This is a genomic window from Gilliamella sp. Occ4-3, assembly GCF_001690675.1.
Taxonomy (GTDB): Bacteria; Pseudomonadota; Gammaproteobacteria; order Enterobacterales; family Orbaceae; genus Gilliamella; species Gilliamella bombi.
Window position 1 is genome coordinate 1 of sequence record NZ_LZHR01000124.1, and the last position, 14,431, is coordinate 14,431.

Consider the following 14,431-nt stretch of genomic DNA (forward strand, 5'->3'; position numbering starts at 1 on the left):
TGATTGAGGCGCCCAATTAATACTAGCCCTGTTTTGCGTTCAACTAATGTCACCAATGCTTGCTTGTCTTTACGGCTAATAATCGTATCTCCCTCCCAATGTCCTCGCGTTTTCCGGCTTTCTACATAACTTGGACGTTGTTTAATTGACCGTTTATATCGGCGGTCTCCTTCTTTAATACTCGGTGCCTTACAATGCCTATAGGCTTTGCCTTTTCGTCTTAGATAAGGTTTGAATTGTTCATAGCGCGCTTTATTTTGATAAAGATAGTTATAGATTGATTGGACGCTGACTTTCTTTAAACGTGCAGCAATCTGCTCTGGGCTGTAATAAAGCATGAGGTATTTTTCAACTTGGCGCCATACCGAAGACTCTATTGGCTTACCATTACCGCTGTTTTTTCGCCTTTTCCTAGCTAGGGTTACCGCATCATGTGCTTGATAGGCTTGATTAGGTTTTGAGTTTCTTTTTATCTCTCGACTTATTGTCGAAGGATGTCTATTAAGTAGCTGGGCTATCTCTTTTTTATTCTTTCCGGCTTGTAATAATACGAAAATCTGGTATCTTTCCTTCCTAGAAAGGTGATTATAATACATAGCAATCTCCAAACTGTGGTGGTGCGAAGGTGCTAGTATAAATCACCTTTCTACTTTCTTCACTCCACCGTGTTTAAAATTGCACTTCATGTTTGAATCCAGGATATTTATCTTTTCTTAGATACGACAAGCAAGCCTGCAAAACATCATCCATTGGTGCATTTAATTGCATCTCTTGCAAACTTTTAGGATGAATAAACCTTACACTTGCTGCATGTAAAAATAAACGATTAAGCTTAGTATCAGCTAATAACGCATCAAATTGTCTATCGCCATAACGATCATCAAAAGCAATTGGATGACTAGCGTATTGAGTATGTATGCGAATTTGGTGTGTACGCCCAGTAACAGGGCTAGCTTTAATCAAAGTGGCAAAATTGAAACGCTCCTCAACTTTAAAGCGCGTTTCAGAAGGTTTACCCTCTTTATCAACCTTCACCACACGCTCACCGCTTTTTAATACATTTTTAAGCAGTGGGGCTTGTATCACTTTACATTCAGAAGGCCAATTCCCCTTAACAAGCGCCAAATAATTTTTTTGCATTTGCTTAAGGCGCAACTGCTCATGTAATGCTTTTAGTGCTGAGCGTTTTTTAGCAATCAATAACACTCCCGATGTTTCGCGATCTATGCGATGCACCAACTCCAAAAATTTCGCTTCAGGTCTTAAGGCGCGTAATCCTTCAATCACGCCAAAACTTAAGCCACTACCACCATGAACAGCAATACCTGATGGCTTATTAATTGCCAACATTACCTCATCTTCATAGATGATTGCCTTTTCTAAATCAGCGACTTTATTAAGCTTGGTCGAAATCTCTGGCGTGGGTTTTTCAGTCATACGAACAGGAGGAATACGAATTTCATCGCCAATATTTAATTTATATTCAGGTTTAATCCGTTTTTTATTAACACGAACCTCACCCTTTCTTAAAATGCGATAAATCATACTTTTTGGCACACCTTTTAAATAGGTGATTAAAAAGTTATCAATACGCTGTGTCGCATTTTCCTCAGAAATAGTAACAAATGAGACTTGTAGTTTTGTATGTGGAACCGTTGAGTGCATAAGGAATGATTAATCCGCCGTCAATAAATAAAATCGTTTTACATTACTCAAAAATAAACTACACTATCGTAGTAAAAATAAGATAGATTATATTCAATATAATTAAAGAAGAAAGATTATAGCGAAATCTGAGGGAATAAAATAGTATGTTATCATTGCTTAATCAATACTCACAAGCTAGATTGGCTTGGTTCTTATTGTTCTTTTCTACTTTTACTTTTGAAATAACCGCACTTTATTTTCAACATGGTTTAGGGCTTGCGCCTTGTACTCTCTGCATTTATCAGCGTTGCGCTATTTTTGGTATCATGTTGGCTAGCATTATTGGAATAATTGCTCCTCGCAACATTTTTGTTCGATTAATAGGTATTTTCATTTGGCTTTTTAGCGCCTATAAAGGCTTTTCATTAGCAACATTTCATGCTCATCTACAATTTGAACCTAACCTAAATGATACTTGCTCAATTAACGTACAATTTCCTACTTGGCTACCATTAGATTCGTGGTTTCCTAGTTTGTTTAATGCTTATGGTTCATGTGCCGATAAAATTTGGACATTTCTAACAATTGAAATGTCACAATGGATGATTATTATTTTTGCTTGCTATTTTATTGTTGGCTTGGCTGTATTAATATCTCAGTTCTTTTTATCCTCAAAAAATTCAATCTGGAGTAAATGACTTTATTTATAAAACTAGCACTTTTTGTTGAGTTTGTTAGAATGTGTGATAATTTTATTTTACAAACGTCACACATAAATGCTTTTGGAATACCACCCACCTATTGAACCTTGGCTATCAATTTTGCATCAAGACGACCATATTGTGGTTGTAAATAAACAACCGGGTATTTTGTCGGTTTCGGGCAATAAACCTCAATTTATTGATAGTATTATTCACCGATTGCAACAAAAATATAGCTACGTCGAATCCGTGCATCGGTTAGATATGGCAACCAGTGGTATCATGGTTGCCGCACTTTCTAAACTCGCCGATCGAGAGATAAAAAAACAATTTCGTGAACGTATTCCTAAAAAAACCTATATTGCTGTTGTGCATGGGCATCTTGAACAAGATTCTGGTCGTGTTGAATTACCACTAATTTGTGATTGGCCCAATCGACCAAGGCAAATGGTCGATTTAGAAAATGGCAAACATGCGCTGACAGAATATCAAGTTATTTCACGCAATCCTGACAACACAACTCGAGTGAAATTATTCCCTTTTACTGGGCGATCACATCAATTACGGGTACATATGCAAGCCATTGGTCACCCTATTTTAGGCGATAAATTCTATGCCCACCCTGAAGCCTTTGCTATGTCAAAAAGGTTGCTATTACATGCTCAATTACTAACAATTAACCATCCTAAAACAGGCGAAAGTATGACGTTTAGCTGTGAACCTGATTTTTAAAAAAGCAGGAATATAAAATTAGCAATCGTTATATATAATCTACTCAAATCAGTAACAGATAACCAACTGATATAAAGGAAATTAAAATGCAAAAAATTGTTTTAGCAACGAATAATCAAGGTAAAGTCAATGAATTGCAAGCATTACTCGCTAATGCCGGTTTTGATATTATTGCACAAAGCCAATTTAATGTACCGGATGCCGACGAAACAGGTTTAACATTTATTGAAAATGCACTTTTAAAAGCAAGACATACTGCCAAATTAACTAGACTACCGGCCATTGCTGATGACTCAGGCTTAGCGGTCGATGCACTTGGAGGACAACCTGGGATCTATTCTGCTCGTTATGCTGGTGAACACGGTAACGACAAAAGTAACAATCAAAAATTACTTAAAGCACTACAAAATATCCCAAAAGAAAAACGCACCGCTTATTTTTATTGTGCGTTAGTTTTTATGAGACACGAAAACGACCCTACACCTATCATTTGTTTAGGAAAGTGGGACGGTTTAATTTTAAATGAAGAACAAGGTGATGGGGGATTTGGCTATGATCCACTTTTTTATGTACCAAAACTGGGGTGCACCGCAGCACAGCTAACAAAAGAACAAAAAAGCCAAATATCACATCGAGGTCAAGCTCTAAAACAATTGATTGAAAAAATTAAAACTGCTTAGCAAACTTATTTATACTCGAAATTGCATATCAAGAAGTAAACAGTATATACTTAATACATTAATGATATTGGAGTTAATATTGTGATTATAATGATAGTAAGTGGTCGCTCTGGATCGGGAAAATCAATCGCCCTACGCGCTCTAGAAGATATGGGATTTTATTGTGTTGATAATATCCCAGTTGCTTTATTACCTCAATTAGCCAACTCATTAAAAAACCACAACACTCCAGTTGCTGTTAGCATTGATATTCGAAATTTGCCGGAACAATTTGATTTTAATAACGATATATTTCAACGTTTACCCGAATCGGTGACACCTGAAATACTTTTCCTCGATTGTAGTCGTAATACGTTAATTCGACGCTATAGTGAAACACGACGAATACATCCATTAACCAATCAACACTATTCCCTTGAAGAAGCAATAGATCTTGAAGAAAAATATCTAGAACCTTTAAAATCAAACGCAAGCCTAGTTATAAATACCGATGACCTATCAGTACATGAACTATCAGACATATTAAGATCACGTATTTTAGGTAAAAAAGAGCGTGAATTAACCATTATTTTTGAATCATTTGGCTTTAAACATGGCTTACCCGTTGATGCTGATTTTGTATTTGATGTCAGGTTTTTACCTAACCCGCATTGGGAAGTGAATTTGCGCCCATTAACAGGATTAGATGAGCCGGTAAAAGAATATTTATTACAACACAATGAAGTATCCAATTTTATCTATCAGACTGCCAATTACTTAAATCAATGGCTACCTTTATTAGAAAAAAACAACCGCAGTTACTTAACCATTGCTATTGGATGTACTGGTGGTCAACATCGCTCTGTTTTCATTGCTGAACAATTGGCCTCATTTTTTAAAGCACAAAACAAACAAGTAAAAATTCGCCACCGAACTTTAGAAAAAAAGTAATGACTATTCTTCTTCAATTTTAAAATTCGATATTTCCTCAATGCGTTTTTTACATTTTCCAAAAATGTCTTTTAGTGTAGTTTTATGATTAACTGAAGCTGGTATTGCCGTAATTAATTGACTTATCTTAATCAGTTCAATATCTGAAGGTAAATTTGCAAGCTTCTGTTTTAATATATTAATCGTTTGTGGATGTGGATGGCCAATAACAATAGCAACACCATTTTTTCGAGCCAATTTTACAGCCAAATCAAATTGCAAGCTAATAGCACTTTCTTTTTGTTGAGCATCTAAAAATACATCACGCGTTAATACTGGGATGTTATAGTAGCTAGCAGCTTTTTTTATTTGAGTCTTACCGATTGTTTTACTATCTAAAAAAAACATCGAATATTGACTTAATGCTTTCATAACTTTTATCATACCAGTAAGATCTGATGTCATCAAACTTCCCATATGATTATTAGCTCCAATGGCATAAGGCACTCGTTCAACAGCATTTTTCACTATTCGGTTCACTTCAGCTTCATCCATAGAAGGAAATAGAGTGTCTTTTTCCAGAGGCTGTTTACCTAATGGAACCATAGGTAAGTGAATTAACACATCATTACCATTATTATGGGCTATAGTTGCAATACGTTTAGCATTAGGCGAATTTGGTAAAACTGCAATAGTAATATTAGGAGAAAATGAAATTATTTGCTCTTCATTATGTTGGCGATAGCCAAAATCATCAATAACTATTGCAAGTTTTGCAGCCCATACATAGTTGGAATTTAACGCCAAGAAAATGATAAAAAAAAGGTTAATAAAACGACGCATTACTTTAACCACTCTCTCGGATCAAGTGCCTTACCATCACGGCGAATCTCAAAATATAAAGCAGATATGTTTTTCCCACCACTTGAACCAACCAATGCAATAGGTTGTTCAATATGAATCTTATCACCCACCTCAACTAAAATACGTTGGTTATAACCATATAAACTCATATCACCTTTACCATGATCTAATGCAACAACAAAACCATAACCTTGTAACCAACTTGCCAAGATGACCCGTCCATCGGCAATGGCTTTAACTTGAGCACCATCTGTAGCATTAATCACCATCCCTTTCCAACGTAGCTCACCTTGGAGTGATTCTCCAAATTGATGCACAATATTACCATTTACAGGCCAATTAAACTGATGCTGTGGCTTACCAATACCACTTACGCGAGCCATTAATGCTAGCTCATCAGGATTAGGAGTATAACGAGAATTATTCTGCTTTTCTTCAATATATTTTGCTTGTTTTGCTTCTTCTTCTGCAATACGTCTATTTTTACGTTCAGCTTGAGCAATTTTAGCCTGTAGTTTAGCTTCATTATTACGCAAATCGGTTAATTTTTGTTGATTTAATTGCATCAATGATTCAAGAGAAGTTATCGTGTTTTGTCGATTTTGACGTTTTTTTTCAAGTCCTACTTGTTGTTCTTTCTGTCTAATTTGTAATTCTTTATGCAAAGCTTGTTTCTTTTGTAACTCAATTCTCTTCTCGGTCAATTGGGTTTGAGTATCTTGAAGATTGTGAATTTGCTGTTGCCGTGCTTGATTAATATAGCGGTAATAAGCAATTATACGATCATTACGTTCGCTTTTTTCGCCCGAAAAAATTAACTCCAAACCAGTTGTTTTGCCTAGTTTAAATGCACTTTCGAGCTGCTTTGATAATATAATTCTTTGATGTTTTTGTTTTATAGTTAATATATCAATTTGTCCAATCAAATTGTTGATTTCTTGATCGAGTTTCTTAAGTGATAAATCATTCTTTTCAATTGAGGTTAAAAGATTAGCTATTTTGGTTTCTTGTTCTTTAAGATTATTGACTAACTTATTACGCTCTTCTTTTTGTTGTGCTAAACGCTTTTCTTGTTCTTCAATAGCGTGACGTAAAGATTGAAGTTGCTGATTATCATTAGCATATAAAAAACTAATTTTTATTAATCCAACAAAAACAATCACAATAATTTTCTGATAAACAGACATGGCGTTTATATTTATGATTTATAACCAAACAACAATGATAATACCACTATACCGATAAATAGGCCAAGATGCAAAATGAAACCCACACACAAAGTAGGATAATTTGTTTTTTTAGATAAAAAATTAGTATGTTTTGTATCTCATTTCTGAACGGAAAAATAGTTATTATTAAAGTGAGCTATCCGTGACTTTACTAATTTTGAATACAGGTCGAATTCACAATAAACAAATACATAACAACATACTAAAAGCTACTTTATACAGAATGCAAGTTTTTGGCATCCCTAGCGAAATATACCAAGAAATTTAACTACTAAAGTATGATTTACCTATGTTTTAATCTACGGTCAGAAAAGTACATTAATTAAAATATATAAATTTATTCATTATATACAATATTTATAATGAAAATTTATTGATGAAAGCATAATTAAAATCCATTAACAACTAGAAGTAAAATTATCAAGAATAGCAAGCAACACATTACGGTAAGTTGATAAAAATTTACTGTTGATAATTTGAGCCTAGGCAAAGCATTAGTCGATAGACAAATTATTGCGATAATAAGGTCGTTGAGCTTTTCTTATACACTCAAAACATATATTATTCATGTTGTTACTACAATGACGAATCTGGCTAACAATATTATGAATATATTTAAATTTATTATAATCGTATACACCACAACTGAAGGTAAGTTATCGCCAGACCAATATAGACAACAATATTACCGAAATAACAAAATAATATAGGTATGTACGAAGCAATCTGATGATTCATGACACCTACTCATAAGAATCTATCAGCCAAATCAAACCTCAAAAGGAATCATTAATGCAAGATGACAATAAAATATCAGATGATGAATTGAATCTAATAATTCAGCGATGTAAAAAAGCAACAAAAGGGCCATGGATATCATATGTAGAAGGTAGAGATCATACTAGTGGCTCAAATTTTATTCTCACAGGAACTGAATGTAATCGTGGAAAAAATATTGAACTTATTGGTGGAACAATAGATGATCAAGAATTTATTGCACACGCACGACAAGATATTCCCAAATTAATTAATGAAATTAAAAGATTAAAAAAAATAATTATTAAAAATAAGCAATAAATATGATCGTTTTTTTGATTCTGTATTTGGACTTTACGTATTTATTTAAAAATTAATCAGCCTTTATTAACAATAATATTTATGGATCAACAATATCAAATCGGTATGTCCACACTTTTTAGTACCAAAAAGATAAGGTCATTGATCTCTTTTGTATTCAATCGGCGACTGGTAATTTAATGTTGAATGAAGTCGATTATAATTAAACCAATCCACATAGTGATTAAATTCCAACTTAAGTTGCGCCAGTGAATCAAAAATAGTATTTGACACAAATTCTGTTTTCACTGCTTTAAATGTGCTTTCTGCAATTGCGTTATCATAAGGACAGCCTTTGCGACTTAACGACCTTTTTTACAGGTGTATTTCGAAACCCAGCCATTTTTCGCCATGATTCGACCTATTCGGCGTCGAGACACGGTTATGCCTTGCTTTCTCAGCTCTGCTTGCAGACGCCTTGTACCATAAGCTTGATAATTATTATTAAAAATTTCACCCACTATTTCACTCAGCGATATATCTTGTGGTTGCTGCGTCAATTGCCGTTGATAATAGAAACGATTTCGGGTTACATTTAAACATCGACATAATGCACGTAAGCTGTATCAATGCTTATTATGTAAAATTAACTCGATTTTCTTCCCATTATCAACGCCGCTTGCTTTAGGATATCATTCTCCATTAACAAGCGTTTATTCTCTTTGCGTAGCGCGATAAGTTCGTTCTCTTCAGTTCGACGATTATCTTTTGCGATGAATGAGCCAGTAGTTTGGTACTGCGTTATCCACTTATCTAATGCTGACTTGGTGAGGTCATACTCTGAGACGATATCCACACGTTTTTTACCATTTTGATATAGCATGACCATTTGTTTTTTGAACTCGTTAGTAAAGCTACGTTTTGTTCTTCGCGATGAATCGATTGTCATTGTTGTTACCTTCTTTTATTTTTAGTCTATCATAACAATGACCTTATAAAACTGGTACTAATTAGTGTAGCCTATCCAAAGTTTCAAACAGGAAGATAAGCCGTATTTTACACAATAAAAAGACAATGTTAAATATGGTTTTATAAATCTATTTTGGCTGAGCTATTAAAATTACCCCAGCAGAAACTGGGGATTAATCAATGAGCGATTTATTGCTTATAGGAAGATAGAAAATGAGCAAATCTTCCAATAGCGTCTTCAAGTTGACCTGAATGAGGCAAAGCAACAATTCTAACGTGATCCGGTTTATGCCAATTAAAGCCGCTTCCTTGTACAAGTAATACTTTTTCTTGTAACAAAAAATCTAATACGAGTTTTTGGTCGTTATGGATGTTGAATTTTTTTTGATCTAATTTTGGAAATAGATACAAGGCACCTTGTGGTTTAGTACATGAAACCCCAGGGATTTCATTAAGTAAACGCCATGCCAACATACATTGATCATATAAGCGACCTCCAGGAACAATAAATTCATTGATGCTTTGGTAACCTCCTAGCGCTCCTTGAATAGCATGTTGTAATGGCACATTAGCACATAAACGCATTGAAGCTAGCATATTTAAGCCTTCAATATAGCCTTTTACATGGTTTTTAGGGCCACAAAGCGCCATCCAGCCTTGCCTAAAACCTGCAACTCGATAAGTTTTTGATAGGCCACTCATGGTAATGACAAATAAATCGGGTGCCAATGCGGCAATTGAATAATGCACTGCATCATCGTATAAAATTTTATCGTAAATCTCATCGGCGAAGATAATTAGATTATTTTGACGAGCGATTTCAGCGATCTCAAGTAATACTTCTTTACTATAAACAGCGCCTGTCGGGTTGTTAGGATTAATAATTACTATTCCTTTAGTATTTGGAGTTATTTTCCGTTTAATATCTTCAATATCAGGTGACCAATTTGATTCTTCATCGCAAAGATAGTGCACAGCGCTACCTCCAGACAAACTAATAGCTGCTGTCCATAATGGGTAATCAGGCATAGGTACGAGTATTTCATCTCCACTATTTAGTAAGGCCTGCATGGATTGAACGATTAATTCTGATACACCATTACCGATGTAAATATCTTCAACATCTAAACTATTAATTCCGCGAGCTTGATAATACTGCATGATTGCTTTACGAGCAGAATAAAGGCCTTTAGAATCGGAATATCCTTGTGAGGAAGGTAAGTTTCTAATCACATCAATTAATAATTCGTCAGGCGCAGCAAAACCGAACGGCGCTGGGTTTCCAATATTGAGTTTCAGGATAGTTTGACCTTCTTCTTCCAGTCGTTTTGCATGCTCTAGAATTGGACCACGGATATCGTAACAAACATGATCCAATTTTGTGGATTTTGAGAAATTTACCATAAGTTGCTCTTTTTAGTTCTTGTGTTGATATTTTTACTGAAAAAAACAATCTACTCCTATTTCGATAATTTTTGAAGATGCTATTATAGTTAGCTCAATAAATATTATTTAATTGTCTATTTTTTGTGCGGGAGAGTGTTATGAAAACCATTTTAACGGTAATTGGTAAAGATCAAACAGGTATTATTGCTGGTATTAGCCAAAAGTTATATGAATTAAATATTAATATTTTAGATGTCAGCCAAACTATCATGGATGAGTATTTTACGATGATTATGTTACTTGACCTATCTAAAATTAATGTGTCATTTGATGAAGTAAAAACTGTGTTGATGCAAACAGGTCAAAATCTAAAAGTTAAAGTCAATCTTCAAAGAGAAGAAATTTTTGATGCTATGCATCGTTTATAATATTAATTCTATATTTTAATAAAAGGATAATACTAATGGAAACAAAACAGATCCTCGAAACCATTAAAATGATTGAGGAAGAAAAACTTGATATCCGCACAATAACCATGGGTATTTCTCTTCTTGATTGTATAGATAGTGATGGTGAAAAAGCACGCCAAAAGATTTATAACAAAATTACACGTCTGGCAAAAGATCTTGTTAAAGTAGGTGATCAGATTACTTCAGAATTTGGTATTCCAATAATCAATAAACGTATTTCTGTTACGCCAATATCTTTAATTGCCGGTGCTAGTGATGATAAAGATTATGTAGCGTTTGCTAAAACTTTGGATGAAGCGGCCAAAGCAGTTAATGTTAACTTTATTGGTGGATTTTCAGCACTGGTACAAAAAGGTTACCATAAAGGTGATGAAATTTTAATTAAATCAATTCCACAAGCACTTGCACAAACTGAACGAGTTTGCTCTTCGGTAAATGTTGGCTCTACACAAACTGGGATCAACATGGATGCAGTAAAGCAAATGGGAAATGTCATCAAAGAAGCCGCGCAATTAACAGCTGATAATAGTAGCATGGCCTGCGCTAAGTTAGTAGTGTTTGCTAATGCTGTTGAAGATAATCCATTTATGGCAGGTGCCTTTCATGGCGTAGGTGAAGCTGATTGCGTCATTAACATTGGTGTCAGTGGTCCTGGTGTAGTTAAGCGAGCACTTGAAAAAGTCAAAGGTCAGCCATTTGATGTTGTAGCTGAGACTATCAAAAAAACTGCATTTAAAATTACTCGTATGGGGCAACTGGTCGGTAAAGAAGCTTCTGAACGTTTAGGCGTTAAATTTGGTATTGTCGATTTATCGTTAGCTCCAACCCCGGCAATTGGTGATTCGGTTGCACACATTTTAGAAGAAATGGGATTAGAAGCAGTCGGTACACACGGTACAACTGCAGCACTAGCTATGCTAAACGATGCGGTTAAAAAAGGTGGAGTAATGGCTTGTGGCCATGTTGGCGGATTAAGCGGTGCATTTATCCCTGTTTCGGAAGATGCAGGTATGATTGATGCTGTAAATAACAGTGCACTTAATCTTGAAAAACTAGAAGCAATGACCTGTGTTTGTTCTGTTGGACTGGATATGATTGCAATTCCAGGCGATACGCCAGCTGAAACTATTTCGGCGATCATTGCAGATGAGGCTGCAATAGGGGTGATTAACCACAAAACAACAGCTGTGCGAATTATTCCAGCAGTGGGCTTAAACGTAGGAGATAACATTGAATTTGGTGGCTTACTCGGCCATGCTCCCGTTATGTCAGTAAACAAATTTAGTTCATGTGATTTTATTAATCGAGGTGGAAGAATTCCTGCTCCAATTCATTCATTTAAAAACTAATATATTTATTTTAAATGAATATTTTCCCTTACTCCGTCTACAGCAAGGTAGGCGGATTATCGCTATAAATAATGAATATTCCTTATTTCATGAATTGATGGCTTTTATTCGGATATCTATTATCAAGGCTACTTTTCTTGCCATAATAATTTTAAGCATATAATATTCATATACTTAAGTATATACCTAAAAGGTGTGGTTGTAAATGTACCTTACTGATACTTAATGGACAATACAATAGACTTTAAGTCTTGTTATTACTGTGTTTGATGTGTTTTGTAGGGTTTAAAAGAATGTTACTGTTTATTGATTTGGTGCCGTGGGCGGGACTTGAACCCGCATGCTCTTAGAGCACTACCCCCTCAAGATAGCGTGTCTACCAATTTCACCACCACGGCGCCGTTGTTATTCAGGTATATCTGAAGTTGAATTTTGCTGTACAGGTTGAGTAACTGGAGCTGTAGTAGGTGCAGCAGTATTACCTTCATTCAGCTGTGTTGTTACTGGTACAGTATCTTCAATATTCTCAAATTCGCTAGATGAAGCTATTCGTGGTTTGCTACCTAAATTTGAAAGTAAAATGCTTATTACAAAAAACAAAATACCTAATAAAGTGGTAGCGCGAGTCAAAAAATTTCCACTACCTGAAGAGCCAAATAAAGTCGCTGATGCGCCAGAGCCAAAAGATGAACCCATGTCAGCACCTTTACCTCGTTGTATTAAAACTAATGCAACTATTACGATCGCAATAACTAGATAGCTTATAATTAAAAATTCGTACATTTCAACCTGTCAACTTTATATGTTATATAACAGAATCTATTGATGCGAAATATTAGCGAAAGACAGACCAACAAGCAAGTAAAATTTCATAAATTGTTAGTCTGTTTAAAAAAAAATTTTTTAGTCAATCAGAGATTGTTAATGTCTAAACTAAAATAAGCGCCATGATTATTGACTGCATTTATTTCTTTTAGTTTAAATAAAGTAATTATTCTTTACAAACAGCGTGTAATTTTTGTTCTTTCCCCCATACTTCAACTTGCCCAATCCAAGCGTCAATAGCATATCGGTTAGAACGTCCTGGGTATTGATTTGTTAGTGGAAACTCATCAGATGAAAAAAACCATTGTTCTCCTGTGAACCAATTGGACTTAGGGTAATTTGGGAAAGTTGTCATTCCCCATTCACTTAATACCCCTTGGTTGATTGTTCGTGTAAACAGATCCCAAGTTAGTGGTACTATTTTCCATGAATCTGAAGCATTAGGAGAATTTGACATTTCAGCTCGAGTAGGTATGTTTGCTTCGCCATGACATACTTGCGTTGCTTGTTCATATGTGTATACTCCATCTTTTGGAGCAACCCATGTTTTGGTTGGATTGAATGTGTAACTATGTATTATGCTATTATCTGATTTAAATTTTGCTGATACCGTTACTGCGCCATTAGGTTTATGGTTGAGATAAACCATGCCATTATTATCTACTGTCACACTACCTACTGGTGTTGTATTCACAGAATAATCCCAATCTGTTTGGGCACCAGTCATAATTAATTGAAACTGAGCACCAGAAAAACCTGTTGTTGGAAACTTCGGATAGGCAGATGCATAAAATCCATTGAGAGGGTCAAAAACATTATGATCGTAACCTCCACCACAAATCGAATCTCTATATTCAGTACCAATTTTATTCCAGCCTTTATATCCTCGGTTCGGATCAATCAAAGAGTCTTCTACAGTACCATAACCTACAAGTACACAATCTGTTTTACCATTTTGTGTAAAATGATAAGGACTTCCCCAAGTTTGATTATTATTGACTATCATTTGATTAGGTTTTGCAAAACAGATCGCCGAATCAGTATTAATTTGATAAATTTTGGTTAAATTAGATAATTCGCTGTCTTTTGGAACACCATATTCAGAATGGACTTGTATATCAGAAAGGGTAATAACTAATTTAAGCGGCATCTGAAACCCACTGCCACAACCAATTACCTTTCCATATTGAGATTTTGAAATTTCTTGTCCTGCATTATCAAACCATTTAAAGGTAATTGCACCAATAGAAAAAGCCCCTTTATCGGAAGCTCTGTCTCCATCTTCATCATAGTAATTCAGAGTGGGGGAAAATTTAAAATCAGTTGGTGTTTTGATGATAAAGTCATTTAATGTAAGGTTTTTATCAAACGATTTAGGGATATTTTTTAATTGTTCACTATAAAAAGTATCTTTAACGGTAAAACCTAAATTATTTTCAGAAGAAGCCGAAATAAAAAGAGGCGCATTTCCCATAATTGTTCCTACCGTTGTTGCCGATAGGGTAGCTGTAGCTGAAAATGGAAGTAGAAAAAAAATAAATAAAATAATTGAATACAAGATTTCTTTGAAAAGTGTTATTTTTAGTTGCTTATAAATTTTTTCCATCCTAAATT

The 14,431-nt window shown here is 34.8% G+C and carries 14 protein-coding genes, 1 tRNA gene and 1 pseudogene; 7 read left to right on the forward strand and 9 right to left on the reverse strand.

The features are described 5' to 3' along the window. A partial coding sequence (locus A9G44_RS12880) for an IS30 family transposase (RefSeq protein WP_081298357.1) occupies window positions 1-596 on the reverse strand: 596 nt, incomplete at its 3' end. Window positions 597-669: 73 nt separating this feature from the next. Then, a complete protein-coding gene (gene rluC, locus A9G44_RS12885; RefSeq protein ID WP_065611528.1) occupies window positions 670-1,665 on the reverse strand; it encodes a 23S rRNA pseudouridine(955/2504/2580) synthase RluC in 996 nt (331 codons plus the stop codon). Window positions 1,666-1,811: 146 nt separating this feature from the next. On the opposite strand from rluC, the gene dsbB reads away from it, so the two are divergent. From dsbB to rapZ, 4 genes are all read left to right on the forward strand, one after another. Then, complete coding sequence (gene dsbB / locus A9G44_RS12890; protein ID WP_034913950.1) at window positions 1,812-2,345, forward strand: disulfide bond formation protein DsbB; 534 nt, start codon at window positions 1,812-1,814, stop codon at window positions 2,343-2,345. A 78-nt stretch (window positions 2,346-2,423) separates the two neighbouring features. Beyond that, a complete protein-coding gene (gene rluA / locus A9G44_RS12895) occupies window positions 2,424-3,080 on the forward strand; it encodes a bifunctional tRNA pseudouridine(32) synthase/23S rRNA pseudouridine(746) synthase RluA (protein ID WP_065611530.1) in 657 nt (218 codons plus the stop codon). 86 nt (window positions 3,081-3,166) lie between these two features. Continuing rightward, complete coding sequence (locus tag A9G44_RS12900; protein WP_065575433.1) at window positions 3,167-3,760, forward strand: XTP/dITP diphosphatase; 594 nt, start codon at window positions 3,167-3,169, stop codon at window positions 3,758-3,760. A gap of 81 nt (window positions 3,761-3,841) precedes the next feature. Beyond that, window positions 3,842-4,690: an RNase adapter RapZ gene (gene rapZ, locus A9G44_RS12905; RefSeq protein WP_034913961.1), complete on the forward strand. Its 849-nt coding sequence runs from the start codon at window positions 3,842-3,844 to the stop codon at window positions 4,688-4,690. A gap of 3 nt (window positions 4,691-4,693) precedes the next feature. Here rapZ and A9G44_RS12910 read toward each other — a convergent pair whose 3' ends face one another. Together A9G44_RS12910 and envC are read right to left on the reverse strand one after the other, a co-directional pair. After that, window positions 4,694-5,512 (reverse strand): divergent polysaccharide deacetylase family protein, encoded by an 819-nt coding sequence (locus A9G44_RS12910; protein ID WP_065611532.1) that lies wholly within the window; start codon window positions 5,510-5,512, stop codon window positions 4,694-4,696. Continuing rightward, window positions 5,512-6,696 (reverse strand): murein hydrolase activator EnvC, encoded by a 1,185-nt coding sequence (gene envC / locus A9G44_RS12915; RefSeq protein ID WP_218837608.1) that lies wholly within the window; start codon window positions 6,694-6,696, stop codon window positions 5,512-5,514. The genes A9G44_RS12910 and envC overlap by 1 nt, the downstream gene beginning before the upstream one ends. Window positions 6,697-7,554: 858 nt before the next feature. On the opposite strand from envC, the gene A9G44_RS12920 reads away from it, so the two are divergent. Then, window positions 7,555-7,839 (forward strand): hypothetical protein, encoded by a 285-nt coding sequence (locus A9G44_RS12920; RefSeq protein ID WP_065611537.1) that lies wholly within the window; start codon window positions 7,555-7,557, stop codon window positions 7,837-7,839. A 138-nt stretch (window positions 7,840-7,977) separates the two neighbouring features. On the opposite strand, the pseudogene A9G44_RS13200 reads toward A9G44_RS12920, so the two are convergent. Together A9G44_RS13200 and A9G44_RS12930 are read right to left on the reverse strand one after the other, a co-directional pair. Then, window positions 7,978-8,767: pseudogene (locus A9G44_RS13200) on the reverse strand (IS3 family transposase). 209 nt (window positions 8,768-8,976) lie between these two features. Continuing rightward, complete coding sequence (locus tag A9G44_RS12930) at window positions 8,977-10,191, reverse strand: pyridoxal phosphate-dependent aminotransferase (protein ID WP_065611541.1); 1,215 nt, start codon at window positions 10,189-10,191, stop codon at window positions 8,977-8,979. A 140-nt stretch (window positions 10,192-10,331) separates the two neighbouring features. Here A9G44_RS12930 and A9G44_RS12935 point away from each other — a divergent pair, with 140 nt between their 5' ends. Both A9G44_RS12935 and A9G44_RS12940 read left to right on the forward strand, forming a co-directional pair. Continuing rightward, window positions 10,332-10,601, forward strand: a complete 270-nt coding sequence (locus A9G44_RS12935; RefSeq protein WP_034914900.1) for an ACT domain-containing protein — start codon at window positions 10,332-10,334, stop codon at window positions 10,599-10,601. A gap of 35 nt (window positions 10,602-10,636) precedes the next feature. After that, the gene (locus tag A9G44_RS12940; RefSeq protein WP_034914904.1) at window positions 10,637-11,992 is read left to right on the forward strand and encodes a PFL family protein; all 1,356 of its coding nucleotides are present in this window, start codon (window positions 10,637-10,639) and stop codon (window positions 11,990-11,992) included. Between the two features lie 312 nt (window positions 11,993-12,304). Here the strand turns inward: A9G44_RS12940 and A9G44_RS12945 are convergent. The 3 genes from A9G44_RS12945 to A9G44_RS12955 all read right to left on the reverse strand — a co-directional run. Next, window positions 12,305-12,390 (reverse strand) — tRNA-Leu (locus tag A9G44_RS12945). Window positions 12,391-12,397: 7 nt separating this feature from the next. Beyond that, window positions 12,398-12,775: a preprotein translocase subunit SecG gene (secG, locus tag A9G44_RS12950; RefSeq protein ID WP_034915326.1), complete on the reverse strand. Its 378-nt coding sequence runs from the start codon at window positions 12,773-12,775 to the stop codon at window positions 12,398-12,400. Between the two features lie 208 nt (window positions 12,776-12,983). After that, window positions 12,984-14,431 (reverse strand): hypothetical protein (locus A9G44_RS12955; protein ID WP_218837609.1); only part of this gene is annotated, 1,448 nt, incomplete at its 5' end.